Below are 20,171 nucleotides of genomic sequence, written 5' to 3'. Positions count from 1 at the left end.
ATGTCCCTCGACGCCACGACCATCCTCGACGGCCTCACGTCGCACGCCCTGGCGCTGGGCCTGTTCGAGCGGGTCAACAGCCACGAGCCGAAGAACGCGCCCGGGAACGGTCTCACCGCGGCGGTGTGGGTGGACTCCATCGCGCCGGTGCCGACCGGGTCCGGGCTGGCCTCGACGAGCGCCCGGCTGGTGTTCAACGTGCGGATCTACACCGGCGCCGAGCAGGAGCCCGCGGACGCGATCGACCCGAACATGCTGGCCGCCACGGACGCCCTGATGTCGGCCTACTCCGGGGACTTCACGCTCGGCGGCAGCGTCCGCAACGTGGACCTGCTTGGCCAGGCCGGGACGTCGCTGAGCGCGCAGGCGGGCTATATCCAGCACGACTCCAAGCTGCTGCGGGTGATGACGCTCGTCGTCCCGGTGATCGTGAACGACGTATGGGAGCAGGTGCCATGACCAAGCAGAGCGGCATGGGCGACCGGCTGTTCGTCGCGGGCTACAACCTGTCCGGCGACATCGGTTCACTCGGCCGGATCGGCGGCGGCCCGGCCGCCCTGGACGTCACCGGCATCGACAAGGAGGCCTTCGAGCGGATCGGCGGTCTACGCGACGGGGCGATCGAGTACAGCGCCTTCTTCAACCCGGCCACTGACCAGGCGCATGAGCGGCTGTCCGCGCTGCCGACGGCGGATCAGGTCGTCACCTACTGCCGAGGGGCGGCGCTCGGGAACGCGGGCGCGGCGCTGGTCGGTAAGCAGATCAACTACGACCCGTCCCGCGGTGCGGACGGGAGCCTCACGATCGCCGTACAGGCCCTCGCGAACGGCTACGGACTGGAGTGGGGGCGACAGCTCACCGCAGGCATACGGACCGACACGGGGGCCACAAACGGGTCGTCGGTGGACCACGGCGCGTCGACCGCTCACGGTCTCCAGGCGTACCTCCATGTCATGGCCTTCACTGGCACCAGCGCAGCGGTGAAGGTGCAGGAGTCCAGCGACAACGGCGGGGCGGACTCCTGGGCCGACGTGGTCGGCGGAGGCTTCACCGTGGCTACCGGCATCACCAGCCAGCGCATCGCCACCGCCGCAGGTCTGACCGTGGAGCGGTACCTGCGGGTCGTGACGACCGGGACCTTCAGCAACGCGCAGTTCGCCGTGCTGGTCTGCCGCAACGAGACGGCGGTGAGCTTCTGATGGCCACCTACATCTCGTGCACCACCGGCGCCCTCGCCCTGTACGCCCAGGAGGACGGCAGCGTGCTCGCCGTACCGGTCGAGGCGTGGGAGTGCGAGGCCGGCACGCCGTACGTGGCCGGGCCGACGCACCTGGTGGCCGCACACTCCCGGCCCGGGTTCGTGCGCCTGGAGCAGTCCGTGGTGGTGGTCCCGGTCACGCAGGAGCCCAAGCAGCCGGTCCGCGGCACCCGGCCTGCTCCCCGCCCGGCGCCGCGTGAGGCACGGGAGGGGCGCGCATGAGGCCCATCAACCGCATCGCTCCGGCGCTGCCCGTGGGGGCCATGCAGACGTATCGGATCGTCGCTCCGGCGGATCGGCTGGTGCGGGCGGCGTGCGAGCTGGTCGGCTGCGCCGCGTGGCGGCACGGCTGGCAGACCGCCGTCGACGAGGGCACCGAGCTCGGCAAGCGGCAGGCGCACTACATCCGATACGCCTCCGGGCGAACACACCGCGAGCAGCGCACCGAGACCGGGCTGACCGTGTTCCGCTTCGAGCCGCGTCAGCGGTGCTTCGCCGACCACCGCACCCGGCCGGAGACCTACCTCGTGCAGGCAGGGGACTGGCGGCAACGCCTGGGGCTGATCCGCCGGCACGTGCGGCCCGCGGATTGGGTGGAGGACTTCTCCGAGCACCAGGACCGCTTCGCCGATCAGCAGAGAAAGGGATAGGTCATGGCGCTACCGCTGCGCCTGTGCAGCCCGTCGGGCGATCCAGCCCCCCGGGTCGGCGCGGCGTGCGTTGTTCTCGGCTCGCGTCAGCCAGCGGCAGTTCTCCGGCGAGTATGGGCCGTCGTTGTCGATGCGATCCAGTTGGTGATCCTTGCTCGGCCGCTCCCCCATGTCTTCGAGGAAGTTCGTGAAGTCGCGCCAGCGGTCGCAGATGGTGATTCCCCGGCCGCCGTAGAGCTTGTAAGAGGCATTCCGGGGGTCGTCGCAGCGGCCCAACATGGAAGACCACGTCTTGTACGTGATGGTTCCGGACCATCCGTGCTTGTACGAGGACGCCCGCTTGCCCGAGTAGGCCGCCAGCTTGGCGCGGGCTTCCGCCGAGTGGGTTTTGCCCGCCATCGGGGGACTGAGGCGGGCGTTGTGTCCGGACACGTACTTGCTGACTCGATTGCGCCGTTCGTCAACGGCCGCGTACTCGCCACATCCGCAAGCGCACAGCTGGGGAACAAGGTCTCGTTTCACGCTTCAAGCGTACTGGGTTTGGTTGGTACTGGCCTTATAGCAGGTCAGTTCCCCATGAAGGGATGTGGTTAAGATTTCGAAGGAAACCGGCATGGGGTGGACGGCGCTGTCAGTGGACGGTTCCGACACCTCAGTGAACGACATCAAGAACGATGTGACGAACTTCGAGTTCGCCACCCCGCGCGGTGTGCAGGACGTCACCGGTGTCGACAAGTCGGCGATGGAGCGGCTGCTGCTGCTCGCTGACTTCTCGATCACGCTCAACGGCGTGTTCAACGACGAGGCCGACAAGTCGCACGCGACGTTCAAGGACGTGGCCACCACCAGTGTGGCGCGGACGGTGACGCTCACCGTCAGCGGGCAGACCATCGCCCCGGAGTGTCTGTTCACCGACTATGCGCTGACCCGGGCGGCGGATGGATCGCTGGTTTGGTCGGCGCCCGGGGTCCTCGCCAACGGCACCGCCCCGGCCTGGAGCTGACGACGTGGGTTACAAGCGGAAGAAGACGTTCAAGCTCACCTTCGCCGATGGGGACCTGGAGGGCCTGGAGGTCCGCGTCCGCTCCATTTCCATCGAGCGGTTCCTGGAGCTGGCGCCGCTGCTTGACATGACCATGTCCGGAGGCATGACGCCCGAGGACATCGAGAGCATCCGGGAGATGCTCGACATGTTCGCCAGCGTGCTCGTGGACTGGAACCTCGAAGACGAGGACGACATGCCAGTGCCATGCACCGCTGAGGCCCTCATGGATCAGGACCTGCGGTTCGTGACCGGCTTGATGTCGACGTGGGCTGAGCACATCGCCGGAGTGTCCGCCCCTTTGGAGCGGCCATCGCCCGATGGCGAGCCGTCCCTGGAGGAATCGCTCCCGATGGAGGTGTTGTCACCGAGCCCGGTGAGCTGACCGAGGCGCGGTGGATCCTCGCGCAGTGCCAGCGCTTCGGGTGCCTGCCGAGCCAGCTGCTGGCCGAGGATGCCGGGCTGCTGCGGCTGCTGCGCCTGGAGGAACTCGCCGGACCCGACGACCCAGGAGAGGAGGTGTGACAGGTGGCCAATGAGGTCGAGATCGTCATCACCAGCAAGAACAAGGCGAAGCCTGCGGTCGCGGAGGCGAAGCGCGACGCCGCTGATCTCGGCCGTACGTACCGGGACGTGGGGAAGACCGCGACCACGGCGTTTGGGCACATCCGCGCCGCTCTCTCCGGTGGCCTTCGTGACGCGATCGCTGACGTCAACGGCGAGACGGGCCGCCTGTCGCGCGCGTTCCGGTCAGTGCAGGAGTCGGTCACCCGCTCCATGGATCAGACCGCGTCCCGGGTGCGGGCACGCCTGACCGGAATGTTCTCCGAGCGCGACGGCCAGGGCCTGGGGCGCCGCTTGGTGTCCGGCATCACGAGCGGGATCTCCTCGGGCGCGGGCGCGATCAAGAAGACCTTGGTCGCTGGGGTGACCGGCGGGCTGAAGGGCGCTCTGAGCAACCCGATCATCGGGCCGATCATCCTGGCCTCGGTGGGTGGGGTCGCGGCGACGCTGGGTCCGATGCTGGGCACGGTGATCAGTGGCGGCATCATCGGCGGCCTCGGTGCTGGACTGGTCGGCGCTGGCGCGATGGCGCTCTTCCACGTCGAGGAGATCAACGAGGGGTGGTCCAAGGCCGAGCAGAAGCGGGTCGCCGAGTCCAACAAGCAGGCCGAGAAGCTCCGCGGCCAGTGGCGGGAGACAGGCCGGGACATCGTCGATGGGATGAAGCGGGCGTCTCAGCCGCTTCTGCCGGTGCTGGACACGGTGCGCTCCACCCTGCGGAGTGTGGGACGGGAGTTCGAGCCCGTCATCACCCAGGGGATGAAGATCGCGAAGGGGCCGCTGACCCGGTTCGTGAAGAACCTCGGAGAGGCGTTCCTGGAGCTCAAGCCCGCCGTCGCGCCGATCATGACGACCTTCGGCCAACTGCTCGACCAGGTCGGCCCGATGCTGCCCGGCCTGTTCGCTGAGATCTCGGATGCCTTCATCAACATGGCCTCCACGGTGTCCGAGAACCGGGATCTCTTCGCGATCGTCTTCGTGACCCTGCTGCGAACCCTCCCCATGGTGATCAACTTCTTGGCCGCCCTGGCCGGCGTGTTCCGCACCGTCCTGCTTGCCGGGCTGGACTTCTACGACGGGATCCTGGCTGGCGCCCAGGCGCTGATGGAGACCGCCGCGAAGATCCCGGGTCCCTGGCAGGACGCAGCCGCAGCGATGGCCGAGTCGATCCGGCAGACCCGTGGCGAGGTGGCCGACTTCCGCACGGACGTCGAGAACTTCCCCAAGATCGTCAAGCTCGAGGGAGACATCCGCGACCTCGACGCGAAGGTCGCGAAAGCGAAGAAGCAGCTCAAGGACCCGAACCTCACCAAGACGCGGCGCGCGAAACTCCAGGCCGAGATCGGCCAGCTGCTGGCCGCGAAGCGCCGCGCCCAGGCGGAGATCAACAGCTTGCGGGGCAAGGTCGTGCACGTCACGGTCGCCTACAGCAGCACCGGCCGCTCCATCCTCAACGGCATTCCGTCTCGGGGCGCCTACGACCGGGCGCACGGCGGCATCATCGGCGCCGCCAGTGCGTTCGCTTCCGGCGGAGTGTCCGGCGCGGGCGGGTCCACGGCGCTCGTCGGCGAGCAAGGCCCGGAGCTGGTGCGGCTGCCGTTCGGGTCCAACGTCATCCCTGCTGGCACGACCCGCGCCATGTTGTCCAACCAGGGCGGCAGCGGCTTCAACTCCACGTCGATGGCGTTCCGCCAGGCCGGTGGTGGCGGTCTGCGGGAGGTCGTCGAGCCGCTCAAGGACCTCACGAAGGCCCTGCGGGAGATCGTGACTCTGCGAGACGGCATGGACAAGCTCACGTCCGGGATCTTCGGCCAGGAGCGTGCCCTGACCGCCTATGAGGCCGCGTGGGACGCTGCCCGCAAGAGCCTGAAGGACAACAAGCGGACCCTGTCCATGACCACGGCGGCCGGGCGGGAGAACCGGGCGGCGCTGCTCTCCCTGGCCGAGGGCGCCCAGGACGTGGTCATCGCGATGCGGGAGCTGGGCAAGCCGGTGTCCTCGATCGTGAAGAAGATGGCCGAGCAGCGCGCGGAGTTCATTCGCATGGCCCGCTCCATGGGGTTGACCAGCAAGCAGGCGAAGGCACTCGCGGACCGGTACGGGCTGATCCCGAAGAAGGTCAAGACCGTCCTGGAGACGGAGAAGAAGGACCTCGCCTACAACAAGAAAGCCGAGGCCTACAACAAGAAGCTGGAGGCGGCCCAACCTCGGGCGTCCGGCGGGATCGCGGGCGGCCTGACCCTGCTCGGAGAGCAGGGTCCTGAACTCGTCAGGTTGCCCTTCGGCTCCCAGGTGACCTCGGCCGGGCAGTCTGCGGCGATGCTCGCCGGCGGCGGGGGCGGCGGTCGGGTGGTGCTGGAGATCCGCTCGGGTGGCACCCGTCTGGATGACCTGCTGGTGGAGATCCTGCGGCGCGCGGTGAAGTCACGCGGCGGCAACGTGCAGCTGGTGCTGGGGAGGTAGACGATGGCGTTTCCGGAGACCGTGCTGCCGCTGGTGGTGGAGCTCAATCTCGGCGGGTGGGTAGACGTGAGCAGCCACGTCTACCGGCGCGACATGGTGAACATCTCGCGCGGCCGGGCAGATGAGGCCGCCCAGGTCGACCGCTCGACCGCGACCTTGACCCTGAACAATCGGGACGGCCGCTACAGCCCGCGCAACCCAGTCTCTCCGTATTACGGGCTGATCGGCCGTAACACGCCGATACGGATCGCTGTGGAGCGCGGGCTCACCTATCTCGCCCTGCCCGGCGGGGATGGTGATGAGGCCACCTGCCCGGACTCGGTGGCCACCAGCGTCACCGGGGACATCGACATCCGTATCGACGTCCGGCTCGACGACTGGCGAGACATCGCGGACCTCGCCGCGAAGTTCAAGGTCACCGGCAATCAGCGGTCGTGGGCGTTCTACATGGAAGGCGGGGTGCTGACGCTGGTCTGGTCGGCGAACGGCACGGCGACCATCACCACGACCGCCACCGCGCTGATACCGGTGCCCGCCTCCGGCCGCCTGGCGCTACGGGTCACGCTGGACGTCAACAACGGCGCCGCGGGGAACACGGTCACGTTCTACACCGCGCCCGACATCTCCGGGTCGTGGACACAGCTCGGCGACCCGGTGGTCACCGCGGGCACCACCAGCATTTTCAACTCCACGGCCGTGACGGAGGTCGGGGACATCACGGACCTGCCCGGCGGCGGAACGATCGGCAGGTGCTACGCCTTCCAGCTGCGCAACGGCATCGGCGGCACGGTGGTCGCGAACCCCGACTTCACGATCCAGACGGCGGGCGCGAGCTCGTTCGCGGACACGGCGAGCTCGCCGAACACCTGGACGATCGCCGGAGGCGCCGAGATCAGCAACCGGCACTACCGGTTCCACGGCGAGGTCAGCAGCTGGCCGCCGCGGTGGGACCTGACCGGACAGGACGTGTACGTGCCGGTCGAGGCGTCCGGGGTGCTGCGTCGCCTGACACAGGGCTCGTCGATCCTGGGATCCGCGCTGTACCGGGGCCGGATCTTCGACACGGCGGGGCTGGTGGCGTACTGGCCGTTCGAGGACGCGGAGGGCTCAACCAGCATGGCCCCGGCGCTGAACCACGGCGCCATGTCCATCACCGGCAGCCCGGAGTTCGCCTCCTTCGACGCCTTCGTCGCCTCGCACCCGATCGTGACCCTCAACGGTGCGGAGCTTCGGGGCCCGGTCCCGCAGTACACCGACACCGGCCTGACCCAGGTCCGGTTCCTCATGGCCGTGCCCGCCGGCGGGGCGGAGGACGGCCAGGTCGTGCTGATGTTCTACGGCACCGGCACCGTGCGCCGGTGGGAGGTGTTCTACGGCACCGGCGGCACCCTCGGCCTGCGCGCCCTCGACGGGGTCGGCGGACCCCTGTTCACCTCCGGCGCGATCTCCTTCGGTGTGAACGGCGAGCTCCTGCTGGTCAGCGTGGAGCTGACCCAGAACGGCGCCAACATCGACTGGAACCTCTTGACGCTGGAGCCGGGCGCGGCCTCCGGACTGAGCACCTCCGGGACGCTGGCCGCCAACACGGTGGGGAGGATCGGGACCATCACGGTCTCCCCCGCCGGCGGGATCGCATCCGTCGCGATCGGCCACGTGTCCCTGCAGAACGCGGTGACCACCCTGTTCGACCTTGGCCCGCAACTGGAGGCGTGGGCTGGGGAAAGGGCCGGGCGGCGGGTGCAGCGGCTCTGCCGCGAGGAGGGCATCGCGTTCCGGCCGATCGGCGATCTGGACGACTCCACGCGGATGGGAGTGCAGCGACCAAACCCGTTGATCACTCTGATTCGGGAGGCCGCCGCCGCTGACGATGGGGTGCTGTTCGAGCCGAGGGACATGCTCGGGTTGGGCTACCGCACCCGCAGCAGCCTCTACAACCAGGTGCCCGCGCTGGCGCTGGACTACGAGGCGCACGAGCTGGCCGAGGCGCCGTCCCCGGTCGACGACGATCAAAATGTCCGCAACGACGTCACTGTGACCCGCGAGGGCGGCAGCTCGGCGCGGACGGTGCTGGAAACCGGCGCCCTGTCCGTGCTCGCCCCGCCGTCCGGGGTGGGCCGCTACGACGCCGAGGTCACCGTCAACGTCGAGTACGACCTCGACCTGTTCGACCAGGCCGGGTGGCGGCTGCATCTGGGCACGGTGGACGAGGCGCGGTATCCGACCATCAGCATCAACCTCGCCCACCCCTCGATCGCCGGAGATGCCACGCAGACGGAGGATGCTCACGAGCTGGAGATGGGCGACCGCCTCACCATCACCAACCCGCCCTCCTGGCTCCCGCCAGAAGACATCAGCCAGATCGCCCAGGGCTACACCGAGGAGCTCGGCAACTACGAGCACACCCTGATCATCAACTGCTCGCCGGAGTCGCCCTACCAGGTCGCCGTCTACGACTCCGACCGGTATGGGCCGCACTCCAGCACGCTGGCCGAGGACTTGACGACGACGGAGACCGGCGCGGACGTGGCCACGACCGTGGGCCCGCTCTGGACCACCGCAGCCGGGGAGATGCCGTTCGACATCATGATCGGCGGCGAGCGCATGACCGTGACCGCGATCAGCGGAGCGAGCTCGCCGCAGACGATGACCGTCACCAGGTCCGTCAACGGGGTCGTGAAGACCCACGCCACCGGCGCGGCCGTCCGCCTGTTCCGTCCAGCCATCTACGCACTCTGAAGGGAGGCCAGCCATGCCGGACACCCTGATCGGCGCCAAGATCAAGGCGGCGGACTTTCCTGTCGCAGTGACTGCGTCCGACAGCACATCGATCAACGACATCAGCAGCACGTCGTTCATCGCCGGATCCCCGGTCGTGTCCGCGACGTTCATCGCACCCACGTCCGGCGCGGTGCTGCTGTCCGTGGGCCTGTCCGCGCGAGACAACGGCGGCACCAACAGAGTGCACCTCGCGCCCGAGGTCCGCGTCGGCAGCTCCGGCGGCAGCGTGGTCCTGGCCGCGGACGTCACCACCCGAGGCGTCGGCACCCCCGGTGAGATCACCTCGTTCATCTACCGCAGCCGGACGACGCTGCTGACCGGTCTCACTGGCGGCACCACCTACTACGTGCAGACCATGCACAAGGTGTCCGGCGGGTCGACGGCAGACCTGCAGCAGCGTGACCTCACCGTCTGCCCGACCCCGCTCGGCGGCAACTACGCCGGCCAGACCGTGAAGGCCCTGGACTTCCCGCCGCCGAAGTGGAGCCAGGACATCACTGCCATTGCGAACCCGGCTAACACCAGCTACATCGCCGGGTCGCCTGCGGTCGAGCTGACGTTCGTCGCGCCGACGTCGGGCCGGGTACTGATCGTTGTCGGTGGAGGGATGGGCAACTCCGCAGGCGCCGACAGGATCTCCCTGTCCCCGGAGGTCCGGGTCGGAACCTCGGGCGGCGCGGTGGTCCTGGTGCCCGGTGTCACCAGCCGAGGATGGGGCTCCGACAACTGCTCATCCGGGCACACCTACGGCTCCCGCGAGTCCGTGCTGGAGGGCCTGACGCCGGGGGTGGTCTACTACGCGGTCGTCAAGTACGTGGTGCAGGTGCCCGACGCTGGGACGACTACGGCTGACATCGCGTGCCGGGACATCACGGTGGTGCCGATCCCATGACCGCGGCAGACAACACCCTGCGGCCGAGCGGCCAGACGGCGTTCTTCCACGAGGACACCATCCTGGCCAACCTGGTGAGCACCGCCTACGAGACCGGGTCGCCGGAGGTCGGCGTGTACTTCGTCGCCCCGCCGTCCGGCCGTGTCCGGCTGACGATCGGCGGCGGGTTCCGAGACAACGGCGCCAGCGCTCGAGACAGGATCTTTCTGGCCCCTCAGCTCTTCCGCGACTCCTCCGCCGGGACGGAGGTCCTGGCGCCGTCCGTGACCGTCCGCGGCTACGGGTCCGCGGCCGAGAACACGGAGTTCCAGTACGGCTCCCGCGTCTCATTGCTCGACGGGCTGTCCCCGGGCGCCCTGTACTACATCCGCACCCAGCACCTCACCAGCGCTGGCACCGACCCTGACACCGCGGACATCGCCTCGCGCGACATCATCGTGATCCCGATGCCATGACCGGAAACCACGTCCTCGACGTCTTCGTGGTCCTCGGCATCGTGGCTGGCGGTCTGGGCCTGCTGACCGTGGTGGGCCGGATCTGGCGCCGTGTCTGGCTGCTGTTCCAGTCGCTGGACGACTTCCTGGACGACTGGCGCGGCGCCCCTGCCCGATCCGGCGTGCCGGCCCGCTCCGGCGTCATGGAGCGTCTGGGGACCATCGAGCACGAGGTCCGCACCAACGACGGTTCCAGCTTGAAGGACGCCGTGAAGCGCGTCGAGAGCAAGCTCGACACCCACATCCGCAGCTTGGAGGACTGATGAAGCTCGTCAACCGCGGCGCGTTCGGGTGGGGCCCGTCCGACGCGGACCCAGCCCGCCCTCGCGAGGGCTTGGTCATCCACTATGACGGCAGCGACCAAGGCTTAGCCGGCAAGGCGCACAGCACGTGCGTCACCTACTGGCAGAACACCCGGAAGTTCCACATGGGCGCGGCCCGTGGCTGGGCGGACATCGGCTACAGCTTCGGCTGTTGTCCGCACGGCTACGTCTTCGAGGGCCGCGGCCTGGACCGGGTGCAGGCGGCTCAGCCGGGCGGCAACAGCAGCCACTACTCGGTGACCCTCATGTCGGGCCCTGGCGAGGACCCGACCGCCGCGCAGGTCGACGCGGTCCGCCAGCTCCGGGTGTGGCTGATGAGCAAGGGCATGGGCGCCGCGGTGAAGGGTCACCGGGACTTTTTCGCCACCTCGTGCCCCGGCGACCGGCTCTATGCCCTCGTACGGAACGGCACATTCACCGGATCACCTGCTGGATCAACGAAGGAGGACGACGTGAGCGCCAAGGACATGTGGACCCACGAGCTGCCGGTGCCGTTCGGCAGCAAGGAGAACCCGGAGTGGCAGGCGGGCAACGTGCTGGTCAACGCGGCCAAGTGGGCGAAGGACATCCGCGAGACGGTCGCTGGGCTGGGCGCGAAGCTCGACGCTCAGGGCGCCGCCATCAAGGCCCTCGTCGAGGTGATCGCCGCCCGGGACGAGGAGATTGATGTGGAGGCGCTGGTGGCCCGGATCGAGTCGGCCATCGAGGGCATCACGGTCCGCCTCAACGTGCCGGACGCCCCCGCCCCGCAGGTGTAGGACCAGCCCGATTTTATGCCGGGAAATATTCCACACCCCTGCTGACCAGCCATACCGCTCAGCAGGTCCAAAAATTCGACCTGTGATGAGGAAGATCCATGTCTCGTCCGTCTCCGCTTGAGCTCGCCCAGACGGCTTACGCCGCGTACGGCGAATCCACCGGCGGCAAGAACTTCCGCGGCGAGCCGATGCCCGCCTGGGAGGACCTCGGCCAGCCGATCCAGCACGCCTGGGTCGCGGCGGCTGGTGCCGTCTATCACGCCGTCCTGAACCCACCCTCAGAGCACGACCGCTGATCTTGCTGTTGCGAAACCGGTGATAAAAACACCGGTTTCGCAACACCCCTGCTGACCAGCCCTTCCCTGCCCATCGTGCCTCTTCGTGGCTGGTGGTTCCAAATTTCCGACCTCGAATGAGGGAGATCATCATGAGCAAGTTCACGATCCGGCAGCCCCTCGTCGTCCGCGGGGCGCTCGCCCTGGTGGGCGTCGGCGTGGTCCGCCTCGGCGTGTGGGCGGGCTGGCTGCCCGCCGACTGGGCGACAGTCGACGTCGTCAGCATCGAGCAGGTCATCGACGGCGCGTTCGCGGCGCTGGCCTGGTGGTCCGCGCACCGCGTCGTCACCCCGGTCGCCGACCCTCGGGACGACCGTGGTCGGCCGCTCGTCGAGAAGCCGACCGGTCCGTACCCGATGAGCTGATCTTGCTCTTATAGAAACGGGCCCCGAGCGGTGCCCCGCCGTCCTGAAGGACGGCGGGGCACCTTTCGCTATGTAGCGGGTCCTCGGACTTACGGCCTACACCTGCTGGGCGTGTCGGAGCTGGTGCAGCAGGCCATCGATTTCTTCAGGAGTGACGTGCAGGGCACCTGATCGGCCAGCGGCCCGCAATGCCCGTATCCGCTTGTAGGCCGATGTCTTCGGCGGAGCAACGAACTTCAGGGAGCCGTCCGTATCGGCTTCGGCAGTGTGGGCGCCCCGCATGCCAGTGATCATGTAACGGCCCTGGATGACGAACACCTCATACATCACCGTGGTGATCCGCGCTCCGGCCGATAGATCAGCACGAGCTTCGGCTCTGTCTGCCTCGGCGGTGCGGTAGATCGTCGTGTCCCTCTCCCCCCATGATGGTTTGCTCACCTGTAGCAGCACGCCGTCATGCCAAAGCACCGCGTCCGGAGGTGTTGCCTTGACTGCTGCCTGTAGTGCGCGTAGTTGCTGGGGGTCGGCGAAGGTGGCCGTGCTGTGGTGCAGCCAGTAGGCAAACCAGATGCAGATGCTGGCGGCGCCGGCAACCGACCATCCGCGAGGCCGATCCAGTAACGCGGCCAGCCCAGCCAGTGTGAATAGGGCCAGGGTGATCGCCATGCGCCAGGCCACGGCGCGGGCGCGAAAAGTGCTCATCGGATGCGGTTGTACTGGTCGTGCCAGCCTTCGGAAAACGTCATTGGTTTCCTCTCGGTCGGGTGTGGCTGGCCGGCCCCACCCTCGCGGGGGCCGGACCTCAGAGACCACTGCGCGTATCGGACGTATCACGCGTAGCGCCGGTTGTCACGTATAACGGACCGGCATAACGAGCGCCAGCAGCCGAGCCGATTCGCCCGCGTCCCGGGGAGCCATCGCCGTACGCTGGCCTGGTACGGCCCCCTCCCCTGGGGATGCTGCTGCAGCTGACCCGCCCCGGCGGGACCCGGAGCCCCGCTCTCTTCGGAGGGCGGGGCTTTTCCGTGTGCGGCATGCTGGACGGATGGAGACTGACGTCCGCCTGATGGGCGGCCCCCTCGACGGCATGACCCTGCCCAAGCAGCAGCTCGGTGATGACCCCGGCGCGTACATGATCGTGCCTGGGGAGATGCACCGCGCGATCTACGAGCCCGGCCCCGGCGACGACCCCGCCACCTGGCGCTACCAGGGCGACATCGGCTAACGAGAATCCGCAGCTCAGGACCATTTTCGGGAAGTGCCGGAAATGATCCCGATGTCACAGGTCGCCAGGGTTACGCGGGCCGGTAACCCTGGCGACCAGGCCAATCATCACTTCGCCAGATGGCGAAGTGATGCGCGAAGAGGCCCCCGCCCGAGATCGGCGGGGGCCTCTTCGCGTTCGGCTACTGGTCGGGGTCCGGCAGGGCCACGGCTCACCCTGCCTGCTGATCGACCGCAGGGGATCCCGGGGCGCCGCTACCGGCGAGCAGCTCCGGCACGTACTTGTAGAGCGTCGCCCGGGACACGCCCAGCAACTTCGCGATGCTCGACACGGTCTCCTCCGGCTGGGCCAGCAGCCGCCGCGCCCGCTCCACCATCTCCGCGTCCATCGCGGGCGGCCGGCCAAGACGCTGCCCCCGGGCCCGGGCGGCGGCCAAGCCCTCGTTGGTGCCCTCCACGATGAGTTCGCGAATGAACTCGGCTAGCGCAGCGAAGACGTGGAAGACCAGCCGGCCGCCCGGGGTGGTGGTGTCGAGCGCTTCATGCAGGGAGCGAAAGCCGACCTCTCGCCGACGCAGGTCACCGACGATCGTGATGAGGTCCTGGAGGGAGCGGGCGAGCCGATCGAGGGAGAGCACGACAAGGGTGTCGCCGGGGCGGAGGTAGTCGAGGCACGCGGCCAGCTCGGGCCGGTCGGTGTTCTTGCCGGACAGCTTGTCGGTGAAGACGCGGATGCATCCGGCTTCGGTGAGGGCGCGGATCTGCCGGTCCAGGTTCTGGTCTTTGGTGGAGACGCGGCCGTACCCGACAAGGGTGCCGGTGCGGGCGGCGGGCAGAAGATCATCAGTGGTGGTCATGGTGTCCCCGTGTCGACAAAAGGGCGGTGGGGGGATTGTTGAACAGCAAGATTTCTCAACACGTTTCCCGACAGTCCGGGGGGTTCGAATCGGCTCTCCCGGCTCCCCGGACCGATCTTGTTGAGAGACGGTCGATTTACAACACGACCAGGGAAAGAGCGGCCCCGGCGCCGAGGGGGACACCGGGGCCGCAGGGTGGTCAGGACTTACGGCCGGTCTCGCCCCAGGACCTCACGGTCTTCTCCGCCTCGGCGTGGACCTGGCGCAACTCGTCGGCCGTGAGTGTCCGGCCGAGCTCCTCCTCGTAGGCGCCGGCCATGCGCTCGCCCACCTTCTTGGCGTGGTCGCCGTCCTTGCGCGGGGATGTCCATCCCATCGAGCCCTCCAGGGGTCGGGGGTCTTCAGCGTGAGCCGGGACGTCCGGCTCGTCTGTCTGGGGCTGGTCAGTCGTCATCGGAGTCGGTGAAGGTGAAGTCCTCGTGGAACACGCCACCCTCGTGGATCTTGCCGACGCCGCCCGCGAAGACGGCCCGGATGCGGCCATCGCTGCTCTTGATGACAACCGGCTCGTTCTTGTCCTTGCCCATGTCGGGCTCCTCTCGGTGGTGAGTGGTGGCCCCGATGCCGGGGCCACGGGTTAGGCGGTGAGCGTCTCGGCGAGCAGCCCTTGGTGTGCGGCGAACACCTGTCCGTCGTAGGTCGCCTTCAGGTCCGTGACCAGGACGGCGTAGCTGTCCGCGCGTACCCACTCGGCTCGTCGGGCGTCGTCGGCCCCCGTCACGGCGGGCAGCTCGGCGACGTCGCCCAGGTCGCCCAGGTCGGCCACGGCGGGCCAGGTCACCATCCACGCCTCGTCCGTCGCCCTGGGGTCCGGCACGATTCGGACGGGGAGCACCTGCCAGGACGCGCCCGGCAAGGTCAGGCCGGTCTCCTCGGCCAGCTCCCGGACGGCGGCCGTCAGCGGGTCCTCTCCGGGGTCCAGGCACCCGCCCGGAATGGCCCACCCGTGGTCGTCGTCGCGCTCGACCATCAGCGCCCACCGGCCGCCGGCGGTGCGGGCGAAGACGATGGCGTCGGCGGCCTGCCGCTCGCCCCAGTGGCCCAGCTCGCCCCGGCCGTACCGGATGCCGGTCGGCGCACCGGGGCTGACCGGGCGGCCGTCGACGACCTGGAAGGGGATCGCAGCATCCCGCTGGCGGGCGGCCCAGTCGATCCTGGTCGGGTCCTCCTGCGGGTCCGCCCATCCCTCCTCGACGCCCCGGGTGAGCACGTCGGGATGCGTGTACGTGGTCATCAGGTCCACCACTTCCGCGTCGTCTCGGCGTTGAACCGGCAGTCCCGCGCGTTGGCCTCCGCGACCCGGCGGTTACCGTCGTGCTCCCGGATCATGTACCTGTCGGCGGCGGGGTCGGTGCTCTTGCCGGACCTCAGGAGCTCCGTGTGCTTCGCGGCCTTTCGGGCTTCCTCGCGAGCTTCTTTGCTGTACGTTTCGGCCTTCTTCTCCCACTTCTCCGCTTCGGCGGCCTTCTTCTTGCTGCTGAACAGGCCCATCGTGGGCTCCTCTCGGTGTGGAGCAGCTGCTCCGGGATCGCGCCCGACCATGGTCGGGCGCTCACCCGCAACCTCCACGTCAGCCGAACCACCGGCGTAGACCCTTGGGCGCGGCACCCGCACGCTGCAGGGCTTCCTCTTTCAGCCGGGCCGCTTGGCGCTTACCGACCCGCTGCTCCAGGGCGGCGGCGGCCTTGGCCTTGTCGGCGCGGCTGACGCCGAGGCCGTTCGCCGCGGTCGCGAGACCACCGAGGTCGCTGGAGTGCTTCGCGGCGCCCTTGGCGGCGGCGAGCTGGGCGGGGGTCATCTTGCTGGGCATGTCGAGTCCTCTCGATGGAGTGGTGGAGCGGCTGCTCCGGGCGCCCGTCCCGTCGCATGCGGGAGAGCACCCGCGGCCCCCGCTCGCGGGGGTGAAAGGTGAGACCAGCGGACCTAACCCGGTTAGTGATCCCACTGCGGGGTTAAGTCGCCGCAATCGCGGCCATGACCTGCGGAAAGTTAGGACGGTTAGCCGGTTAGCGCCAGTTAGGTCCGGGCCTCTCAGACCCTCCCAGAGAGGGTTTCGAGGGGTGGGCCGTCACCTCACTCACTGGCCTCGCGTCCCGCCATGGCACGTCGCACGTCGGCCGGATCGAGCAGCAGAACGTTGCCCTTGTTGATCACTCGCACCCCGTGCTTTTGCGTCAGGACCTCACGCAGCCGGACGCCGGTCAGCCCCGCGTAGCCGGGCCAGCCCGGAGCAAGATCCCGCAACAGGGCGGGGACGTCGGACAGCTTGATCCGCTCCCCGTCCGCATCGAGCACCTCGTCCAGGTCGGCCAGCAGGTCTCGCGCCTCCTCGACCGCCGCAGAGCTGCGCGTGGTCACCTTCGCGCGGCGGGCCTTGGCCCGGGCGGCGACCTTGGCGGCGTCCTCGGTGGAGACGTAGTGCGTGCGGATCGTGATCGACGCCTGGCCGGGGGCCATCTCCACTCCGTCGCCCGCCACGACCACGGTGCCCTTGTCCAGGCCCTGACGCAGCTTGTGCGGGGCGGCGCCACCATCGATGGCCTTGTCTCCCAGCGCCATGCGGGCCTGCTCCTCGGAGCCCACGACCAGCGACGCCCGGATGTGGGCGCCTTCCCGGACCAGCTTGGGAAGGTTCTGGTCGGTGGGGTCCTGCGTGCCCTGCCACAGGGTCACGTCCACGGCCCGCCCCTGGTTGTGGATCTTCCGGACGGCCCGGAAGTAGCGGCTGGTCGCCTTGGTGCCGCCGTAGGGGTTGCCTGCGTCGTCCTTCTCCGGGCACATGAAGGCGACCTGGGCCTCGTCGACCATCAGGATCAGCGGGTCGAACTTCGAACCGGGTGGGGCGAGCAGCCGCCGCTCCATCTCCGCCACGCCCGCCTCGACCATCTTGGTCGCGGCCACGACGTGGTCGTCCGTCGGTCCCTGAATCAGCACGGTGGCCAGGTCGTTGAACATCGCCCAGTCACCGACGCCCTTGAGGTCGGCGATGCGGAACTCCACCCGGGAATCGAAGGCCAGCCACAAGGCCAGGGCCCGCATCGCGGCGGTCTTGCCCTGGTTGGACAGGCCCGTGATCAGCAGGTGCCGCTGGTGCAGGCTGATCCGCGCGGCGTCGCCCCGCAGGTCCTGGCCCCACGGCGCCCGGTCGGATGCGTAGCTGGCCCTCATGCCGGCGTCGGTGACCAGCGGAGAAGGGCCGATCGGCTCGTCCAGCGCGCCGGAGTCGGCGATCCATAGCCGCACCGTGCGCGCGGCCTCGGGCTTGGTGATGAACAGCTCGTGCTCGTGCCTGCCCAGGTTCTCGGCGAGCTTGCGCCGCTTCTTCTCGACCTCTTCGGTGGAGACTCCCGAGGGCAGCATCACGTCCACCTCGACGCCGCATCCGGCGATGCGGATCGGGCCGAGCATGGCCGCTCCGGCGTCCCCCATGTCCTGGATGGCCTTGCGCAGCGGGGAAATCCCCAGGTCACGCAGGGCGACGACCACGATGGACGGGGTGATCACCACGGACTCGGCCTCACGCTCCCGAGCGGGGGTCATCCACTGAGGGCGAGCGCCCCGGCGGCGGCCCTCCCGCCACGCGCCGACGAGCATCCAGAGCGGCAGCAGGAACCAGGTGTACTTCAGGATCGTCAGCAGCAGGCGGAGCGCGCCCCCGGCGACCATCCAGACCGCGCCGAAGTCGGCGACACCGGTCGCCCACATCGCGGTGGACAGTGCCAGCAGCAGCACCAGCGCCCCGACCAGCGAGATCCCCAGCATCTTCGCGACGTTCAGGGCCACCCTCGGCAGGTCCATGAGGCGGGCGTGGCGCTGGTGGACGGCCCGCTCCTTGCGGTCGATCCACTCGGCGAGCGCCTCGCGATCCCCCATGGCCTCGGCAGCGCGGATCTGCCGCCGGTAGACGCCGAAGGTGAGGCCGTCGGCGGCGCGGACTGCCCAGGAGTGCCAGCCCTGGGCGACGGTGAACGCGGCTACGGCGGTGACCTGGGCGGCCTGCCGTACGGCCGGGGACGGCTGAACGGCGACAGCGCGGCCGGCGATCCGGACGGGCAGGTACCGCGGGGTGGGCTCGTCGTCAACGATTTCGCCCTCGAAGACCTGCTGTTCCAGTTTGGCGCTGTGCTGCGTGGTCGGCTCCAGGTCGGTGCTGTGCTCGGCGCCGGGGAGGGGCGGAGCGTCTGCAGCGTCACGGACAATGTGCAGGTAGGGGCGCTGGGACTCGCTCATGCTGCACCTCCCGCCCGGAGTTCAGGACCGCCGCCGAGGGTGGCCAGGCCGACGGCGACGACGGCCAGGACGCTGCCGACGCCGTAGGCGGTGTGCCAGAGCAGGCGGCACACCGTGGCCAGCAGCAGCAACGTCAGCACGACGGCGACCTGCAGGGTGCGGGCGGTGACCCGCGGCCAGCCAGCGCGTTGGAGGGTGGCGCGCATCTCGGCGCAGGTTCGGGCCTGGGCGGTGGTCGGCCTGGTCGACGCCAGGGCGAAGGCCAGCAGGCCGAGCAGCAGGGTCAGGGCGGTGGACATCACGCCTCCTTCGGGCGCTTGAAGTAGAAGGCGAAGCCAGAGCGGTCGGAGTTGTAGGCGGCGGAGACGAGCTCCCAGCCGTCCGCGCCGAGCTCGTTGAGCTCGTCAGCGGAGCAGTTGCCGCGGGCGAGGTACTCCCAGCGGGTCATGACGCACCGCCCGCCGAGCCCACAGCGGTCATGTCGATGTCCTCGGCGTGGACACTGCGAGAGCCATTCGCGGTGACCGGCTCGGCGGGCGACTGGACGACGTTCGCGGGCAGGAACCGGTAGCCCTTCGCGGTCATCTCGGCGCGCGCCGCCTGTACACGGAGCCGTGCCCAGCCGCGGCTGAACTTGTACCGCTCGACGACATCGCCGTAGGTCGGCGTGCGGCCCTTGCGGATGCACGCCCTGATCCACTTCTCGGCGTCGCGATTGTCCTGCTCATCGGGGCGATCCCGATCACTGTCCGGGTCGTCATCGCCAGCGTCCGAAGTGACCGCGGCGGTGACCGGCGCCGGGTCGCTCGCGGGGACCTCCGGCGAACACTCGATCGTCGCCGAGGTGTTCACGGCATCGTTCGCGGGAGCGACCTCGACGGTGACCGGTCCGGTGACCGCCTGGGTGACCTCGCGGGCGACGATCGCCGGTGCTCCGATCGTCGCGCTGGTGTTCACGGCGTCGCGCGCCGCCTCCAGGTCGGCGATGACCAACTGCGTGACCGTGAGGACGTCGCCCTGGGCTCGGATCAACCCGTCCCGGGCGTCCCCGAGGCCCCGCCACGCGGCGTCCATCGCGCTCATCGCACGGATCTCGGCCAGGGCGACTTGCGGGGAACGGATGTCCTCGGCGACTCCGTACTTGAAGGCGGCCCAGGTCTCGGCGCGCAGGGACGGGATGACCCAGCGCAGCAGCGGGAAGCGCAGCGGCCTCTGTTCCAGCAGGCCCTGTTCGCGCATGCTCTCCCAGTGGCGCCATTGGGAGTAGATCTGCCACAGCACCGGGCTGAGGACGGAGGCGGCGCCGAACACGCCGGCGAACTCCTTGGTCTCGGTCAGGCCGGAGTTGTGGCTGTAGTTGAAGAGGCCGACGCCGACGCCGATGGCGTAGGACAGCAGGCGCAGGCCGTATGCACTGAACCCCTTGATCATCTTGTCGTGGGCGAGATAGCCGACGTTCACCGCCACCGACTCGACCACGACAGCCAGCGGGACGGCCTGCCACCACTTCCAGTCCAGGCCGTACATCAGGGCGAGGATCTGGCCGAGGACGGCGGCGGCGTTGACGCCGATGTTCGCGGCGGCCAGGACGACGGCGAGGCTGATGCGCTGGCGTAGGGTGCGGCGCTGGTCGCGGCGCTTGGCTGCGGCGGTGGTGGTCTGCTCGTCGAGCTGCGCGCGGAGGCGGGCGTGCTCGCTCTCGGTTTCGAGGCGCTCGCGCTCAGCCTGCTGGCGGGCGCGCTGCTCATCGATGCGGGCGCGGGCGGCGTCGGCGCGGCGTTCGGCGCGGGAGCGCCACAGGCGCCGACTCGGCTCGGCGCGCTCTGGCGCGGCCGGGGCCGTGTCCGTAGCGTGCTCCATAAGATCCTTCTCCTGCTT

Annotated in this window: 27 protein-coding genes; 15 read left to right on the top strand and 12 right to left on the bottom strand. The window is 69.1% G+C overall.

Translation table 11 applies throughout. The features are described from left to right. Genes OG884_RS15510 through OG884_RS15495 form a run of 4 tightly spaced genes read left to right on the top strand, consistent with a single transcriptional unit; the run spans position 1 to position 1,908 of the window. Positions 1-459 (top strand): hypothetical protein, encoded by a 459-nt coding sequence (locus OG884_RS15510; protein WP_326646056.1) that lies wholly within the window; start codon positions 1-3, stop codon positions 457-459. Then, complete coding sequence (locus OG884_RS15505) at positions 456-1,199, top strand: hypothetical protein (RefSeq protein ID WP_326646055.1); 744 nt, start codon at positions 456-458, stop codon at positions 1,197-1,199. Before OG884_RS15510 ends, OG884_RS15505 begins: the two co-directional genes overlap by 4 nt. After that, entirely contained in the window at positions 1,199-1,480 is a 282-nt protein-coding gene (locus tag OG884_RS15500; RefSeq protein WP_326646054.1) for a hypothetical protein, read from the top strand. The genes OG884_RS15505 and OG884_RS15500 overlap by 1 nt, the downstream gene beginning before the upstream one ends. Beyond that, on the top strand, positions 1,477-1,908 hold the full coding sequence (locus tag OG884_RS15495) for a hypothetical protein (RefSeq protein WP_326646053.1): 432 nt from the start codon (positions 1,477-1,479) through the stop codon (positions 1,906-1,908). The genes OG884_RS15500 and OG884_RS15495 overlap by 4 nt, the downstream gene beginning before the upstream one ends. A 9-nt stretch (positions 1,909-1,917) precedes the next feature. Here OG884_RS15495 and OG884_RS15490 read toward each other — a convergent pair whose 3' ends face one another. Continuing rightward, positions 1,918-2,307, bottom strand: a complete 390-nt coding sequence (locus OG884_RS15490) for a hypothetical protein (protein ID WP_326646052.1) — start codon at positions 2,305-2,307, stop codon at positions 1,918-1,920. A gap of 214 nt (positions 2,308-2,521) precedes the next feature. Here OG884_RS15490 and OG884_RS15485 point away from each other — a divergent pair, with 214 nt between their 5' ends. From OG884_RS15485 to OG884_RS15440, 10 genes are all read left to right on the top strand, one after another. Continuing rightward, complete coding sequence (locus OG884_RS15485) at positions 2,522-2,911, top strand: hypothetical protein (protein WP_326646051.1); 390 nt, start codon at positions 2,522-2,524, stop codon at positions 2,909-2,911. Positions 2,912-2,915: 4 nt separating this feature from the next. Next, the gene (locus OG884_RS15480) at positions 2,916-3,335 is read left to right on the top strand and encodes a hypothetical protein (protein ID WP_326646050.1); all 420 of its coding nucleotides are present in this window, start codon (positions 2,916-2,918) and stop codon (positions 3,333-3,335) included. Between the two features lie 143 nt (positions 3,336-3,478). After that, positions 3,479-5,977, top strand: a complete 2,499-nt coding sequence (locus tag OG884_RS15475) for a hypothetical protein (protein ID WP_326646049.1) — start codon at positions 3,479-3,481, stop codon at positions 5,975-5,977. Between the two features lie 3 nt (positions 5,978-5,980). After that, on the top strand, positions 5,981-8,713 hold the full coding sequence (locus OG884_RS15470) for a hypothetical protein (RefSeq protein ID WP_326646048.1): 2,733 nt from the start codon (positions 5,981-5,983) through the stop codon (positions 8,711-8,713). 13 nt (positions 8,714-8,726) lie between these two features. Further along, the gene (locus OG884_RS15465; RefSeq protein ID WP_326646047.1) at positions 8,727-9,647 is read left to right on the top strand and encodes a hypothetical protein; all 921 of its coding nucleotides are present in this window, start codon (positions 8,727-8,729) and stop codon (positions 9,645-9,647) included. Then, a complete protein-coding gene (locus tag OG884_RS15460) occupies positions 9,644-10,102 on the top strand; it encodes a hypothetical protein (protein WP_326646046.1) in 459 nt (152 codons plus the stop codon). Before OG884_RS15465 ends, OG884_RS15460 begins: the two co-directional genes overlap by 4 nt. Continuing rightward, the gene (locus OG884_RS15455; RefSeq protein ID WP_326646045.1) at positions 10,099-10,404 is read left to right on the top strand and encodes a hypothetical protein; all 306 of its coding nucleotides are present in this window, start codon (positions 10,099-10,101) and stop codon (positions 10,402-10,404) included. Before OG884_RS15460 ends, OG884_RS15455 begins: the two co-directional genes overlap by 4 nt. Then, entirely contained in the window at positions 10,404-11,222 is an 819-nt protein-coding gene (locus OG884_RS15450; RefSeq protein WP_326646044.1) for a peptidoglycan recognition protein family protein, read from the top strand. The genes OG884_RS15455 and OG884_RS15450 overlap by 1 nt, the downstream gene beginning before the upstream one ends. Positions 11,223-11,320: 98 nt before the next feature. Continuing rightward, on the top strand, positions 11,321-11,518 hold the full coding sequence (locus tag OG884_RS15445; protein WP_326646043.1) for a hypothetical protein: 198 nt from the start codon (positions 11,321-11,323) through the stop codon (positions 11,516-11,518). A 131-nt stretch (positions 11,519-11,649) separates the two neighbouring features. Continuing rightward, a complete protein-coding gene (locus OG884_RS15440; RefSeq protein ID WP_326646042.1) occupies positions 11,650-11,922 on the top strand; it encodes a hypothetical protein in 273 nt (90 codons plus the stop codon). 96 nt (positions 11,923-12,018) lie between these two features. Here OG884_RS15440 and OG884_RS15435 read toward each other — a convergent pair whose 3' ends face one another. Then, positions 12,019-12,624: a hypothetical protein gene (locus OG884_RS15435; protein ID WP_326646041.1), complete on the bottom strand. Its 606-nt coding sequence runs from the start codon at positions 12,622-12,624 to the stop codon at positions 12,019-12,021. Between the two features lie 343 nt (positions 12,625-12,967). Here OG884_RS15435 and OG884_RS15430 point away from each other — a divergent pair, with 343 nt between their 5' ends. After that, positions 12,968-13,147 (top strand): hypothetical protein, encoded by a 180-nt coding sequence (locus tag OG884_RS15430; RefSeq protein ID WP_326646040.1) that lies wholly within the window; start codon positions 12,968-12,970, stop codon positions 13,145-13,147. Between the two features lie 211 nt (positions 13,148-13,358). On the opposite strand, the gene OG884_RS15425 is transcribed toward OG884_RS15430, so the two are convergent. The 10 genes from OG884_RS15425 to OG884_RS15380 all read right to left on the bottom strand — a co-directional run bounded on the left by OG884_RS15425 (position 13,359) and on the right by OG884_RS15380 (position 20,153). Next, positions 13,359-14,003 (bottom strand): recombinase family protein, encoded by a 645-nt coding sequence (locus OG884_RS15425; RefSeq protein WP_326646039.1) that lies wholly within the window; start codon positions 14,001-14,003, stop codon positions 13,359-13,361. 199 nt (positions 14,004-14,202) lie between these two features. Beyond that, positions 14,203-14,379 carry a hypothetical protein gene (locus OG884_RS15420; RefSeq protein WP_326646038.1) on the bottom strand — a complete coding sequence of 59 codons (177 nt, stop codon included), beginning with the start codon at positions 14,377-14,379 and terminating at the stop codon, positions 14,203-14,205. A gap of 67 nt (positions 14,380-14,446) precedes the next feature. Beyond that, positions 14,447-14,590 (bottom strand): hypothetical protein, encoded by a 144-nt coding sequence (locus OG884_RS15415; RefSeq protein WP_326646037.1) that lies wholly within the window; start codon positions 14,588-14,590, stop codon positions 14,447-14,449. 50 nt (positions 14,591-14,640) lie between these two features. After that, positions 14,641-15,297, bottom strand: coding sequence for an NUDIX domain-containing protein (locus OG884_RS15410; RefSeq protein ID WP_326646036.1), 657 nt, complete (start codon positions 15,295-15,297; stop codon positions 14,641-14,643). Next, on the bottom strand, positions 15,297-15,554 hold the full coding sequence (locus OG884_RS15405) for a hypothetical protein (protein WP_326646035.1): 258 nt from the start codon (positions 15,552-15,554) through the stop codon (positions 15,297-15,299). The genes OG884_RS15410 and OG884_RS15405 overlap by 1 nt, the downstream gene beginning before the upstream one ends. 79 nt (positions 15,555-15,633) lie before the next feature. Then, positions 15,634-15,873, bottom strand: a complete 240-nt coding sequence (locus OG884_RS15400) for a hypothetical protein (RefSeq protein ID WP_326646034.1) — start codon at positions 15,871-15,873, stop codon at positions 15,634-15,636. Between the two features lie 263 nt (positions 15,874-16,136). After that, the gene (locus OG884_RS15395; RefSeq protein ID WP_326646033.1) at positions 16,137-18,293 is read right to left on the bottom strand and encodes an FtsK/SpoIIIE domain-containing protein; all 2,157 of its coding nucleotides are present in this window, start codon (positions 18,291-18,293) and stop codon (positions 16,137-16,139) included. Beyond that, a complete protein-coding gene (locus OG884_RS15390) occupies positions 18,290-18,592 on the bottom strand; it encodes a hypothetical protein (protein WP_326646032.1) in 303 nt (100 codons plus the stop codon). Before OG884_RS15390 ends, OG884_RS15395 begins: the two co-directional genes overlap by 4 nt. Then, complete coding sequence (locus OG884_RS15385; protein WP_326646031.1) at positions 18,592-18,741, bottom strand: hypothetical protein; 150 nt, start codon at positions 18,739-18,741, stop codon at positions 18,592-18,594. Before OG884_RS15385 ends, OG884_RS15390 begins: the two co-directional genes overlap by 1 nt. Continuing rightward, positions 18,738-20,153, bottom strand: a complete 1,416-nt coding sequence (locus OG884_RS15380; protein ID WP_326646030.1) for a hypothetical protein — start codon at positions 20,151-20,153, stop codon at positions 18,738-18,740. Before OG884_RS15380 ends, OG884_RS15385 begins: the two co-directional genes overlap by 4 nt. Positions 20,154-20,171: the final 18 nt, after the last annotated feature.

This window comes from Streptosporangium sp. NBC_01755 (assembly GCF_035917995.1).
Taxonomy (GTDB): domain Bacteria; phylum Actinomycetota; class Actinomycetes; order Streptosporangiales; family Streptosporangiaceae; genus Streptosporangium.
Note: the sequence above shows the minus strand (reverse complement) of the source record. Positions and strands in the feature narration are given on the sequence as shown.

Bases quoted from the DNA above. Each gene is read 5' to 3' on its own strand.
- OG884_RS15510 (WP_326646056.1), top strand. From the start codon at position 1: ATGTCCCTCGACGCCACGACCATCCTCGACGGCCTCACGTCGCACGCC.
- OG884_RS15505 (WP_326646055.1), top strand. From the start codon at position 456: ATGACCAAGCAGAGCGGCATGGGCGACCGGCTGTTCGTCGCGGGCTAC.
- OG884_RS15500 (WP_326646054.1), top strand. From the start codon at position 1,199: ATGGCCACCTACATCTCGTGCACCACCGGCGCCCTCGCCCTGTACGCC.
- OG884_RS15495 (WP_326646053.1), top strand. From the start codon at position 1,477: ATGAGGCCCATCAACCGCATCGCTCCGGCGCTGCCCGTGGGGGCCATG.
- OG884_RS15490 (WP_326646052.1), bottom strand. From the start codon at position 2,307: ATGGCGGGCAAAACCCACTCGGCGGAAGCCCGCGCCAAGCTGGCGGCC.
- OG884_RS15485 (WP_326646051.1), top strand. From the start codon at position 2,522: ATGGGGTGGACGGCGCTGTCAGTGGACGGTTCCGACACCTCAGTGAAC.
- OG884_RS15470 (WP_326646048.1), top strand. From the start codon at position 5,981: ATGGCGTTTCCGGAGACCGTGCTGCCGCTGGTGGTGGAGCTCAATCTC.
- OG884_RS15465 (WP_326646047.1), top strand. From the start codon at position 8,727: ATGCCGGACACCCTGATCGGCGCCAAGATCAAGGCGGCGGACTTTCCT.
- OG884_RS15460 (WP_326646046.1), top strand. From the start codon at position 9,644: ATGACCGCGGCAGACAACACCCTGCGGCCGAGCGGCCAGACGGCGTTC.
- OG884_RS15455 (WP_326646045.1), top strand. From the start codon at position 10,099: ATGACCGGAAACCACGTCCTCGACGTCTTCGTGGTCCTCGGCATCGTG.
- OG884_RS15450 (WP_326646044.1), top strand. From the start codon at position 10,404: ATGAAGCTCGTCAACCGCGGCGCGTTCGGGTGGGGCCCGTCCGACGCG.
- OG884_RS15445 (WP_326646043.1), top strand. From the start codon at position 11,321: ATGTCTCGTCCGTCTCCGCTTGAGCTCGCCCAGACGGCTTACGCCGCG.
- OG884_RS15440 (WP_326646042.1), top strand. From the start codon at position 11,650: ATGAGCAAGTTCACGATCCGGCAGCCCCTCGTCGTCCGCGGGGCGCTC.
- OG884_RS15435 (WP_326646041.1), bottom strand. From the start codon at position 12,624: ATGAGCACTTTTCGCGCCCGCGCCGTGGCCTGGCGCATGGCGATCACC.
- OG884_RS15430 (WP_326646040.1), top strand. From the start codon at position 12,968: ATGGAGACTGACGTCCGCCTGATGGGCGGCCCCCTCGACGGCATGACC.
- OG884_RS15425 (WP_326646039.1), bottom strand. From the start codon at position 14,003: ATGACCACCACTGATGATCTTCTGCCCGCCGCCCGCACCGGCACCCTT.
- OG884_RS15420 (WP_326646038.1), bottom strand. From the start codon at position 14,379: ATGGGATGGACATCCCCGCGCAAGGACGGCGACCACGCCAAGAAGGTG.
- OG884_RS15415 (WP_326646037.1), bottom strand. From the start codon at position 14,590: ATGGGCAAGGACAAGAACGAGCCGGTTGTCATCAAGAGCAGCGATGGC.
- OG884_RS15410 (WP_326646036.1), bottom strand. From the start codon at position 15,297: ATGACCACGTACACGCATCCCGACGTGCTCACCCGGGGCGTCGAGGAG.
- OG884_RS15405 (WP_326646035.1), bottom strand. From the start codon at position 15,554: ATGGGCCTGTTCAGCAGCAAGAAGAAGGCCGCCGAAGCGGAGAAGTGG.
- OG884_RS15400 (WP_326646034.1), bottom strand. From the start codon at position 15,873: ATGCCCAGCAAGATGACCCCCGCCCAGCTCGCCGCCGCCAAGGGCGCC.
- OG884_RS15395 (WP_326646033.1), bottom strand. From the start codon at position 18,293: ATGAGCGAGTCCCAGCGCCCCTACCTGCACATTGTCCGTGACGCTGCA.
- OG884_RS15390 (WP_326646032.1), bottom strand. From the start codon at position 18,592: ATGTCCACCGCCCTGACCCTGCTGCTCGGCCTGCTGGCCTTCGCCCTG.
- OG884_RS15385 (WP_326646031.1), bottom strand. From the start codon at position 18,741: ATGACCCGCTGGGAGTACCTCGCCCGCGGCAACTGCTCCGCTGACGAG.
- OG884_RS15380 (WP_326646030.1), bottom strand. From the start codon at position 20,153: ATGGAGCACGCTACGGACACGGCCCCGGCCGCGCCAGAGCGCGCCGAG.